Origin of the sequence: Massilia genomosp. 1 (assembly GCF_011682185.1) — a bacterium.
GTDB lineage: Bacteria > Pseudomonadota > Gammaproteobacteria > Burkholderiales > Burkholderiaceae_D > Telluria_A > Telluria_A rubra.
This window is the reverse complement of the sequence record NZ_WHJF01000384.1, coordinates 1-501: the sequence shown is the minus strand read 5'-3', so window position 1 is coordinate 501 and position 501 is coordinate 1. Positions and strand designations below refer to the sequence as shown.

The 501-nt window shown below is 52.7% G+C and carries 2 protein-coding genes; one reads left to right on the top strand and one right to left on the bottom strand.

What is annotated here, in order from left to right; genetic code table 11:
- On the bottom strand, positions 1-222 hold a 222-nt coding region (locus F1735_RS34210), incomplete at its 3' end, for a helix-turn-helix domain-containing protein (protein WP_167241507.1).
- Positions 223-243: 21 nt separating this feature from the next.
- Between F1735_RS34210 and tnpA the strand changes: the two genes are divergently transcribed.
- A partial coding sequence (tnpA, locus tag F1735_RS34205) for an IS200/IS605 family transposase (RefSeq protein ID WP_167241505.1) occupies positions 244-501 on the top strand: 258 nt, incomplete at its 3' end.

Genomic DNA, 501 nt, shown 5'->3' with positions numbered 1-501 from the left:
CGCGTCCTTCAGCCAAGGTGTGTCAGGACCAGTGCGCCACCCGGTCAATTGCTTCGCCATGGCGACATAGCCGATGAACTTGTTACCGGCCTCATGATTTTCTTTTTGCATCGCCAACGCCTTGTTGCAGACGAATCGGCACGCGCCAGCGAAGCGGCGCATAGTGCGCTCTTGCTCGCCATCTGGCATCAGTTCGTATTGATAGGCTTGTCGTCGTTGCATGCTTCGATTATAGTTTGGCCTATGAGTCATTACAATGAAATTCGCCACGGAAGACACGGTGTTTTCCTCATGCACCTACATTTGGTCTTCGTAACAAAATACCGCCGTGAAGTCTTCACAAAAGAGATTCTTGACGAGCTGCGGCCGATATGTTCCAGCGTCTGCACGGACTTTGAAGCGGAACTGGTGGAGTTCGACGGCGAGGACGACCATGTACACTTGCTGGTGAACTACCCGCCCAAGGTTTCCGTTTCCAATCTGGTCAACAGCCTGAAAGGC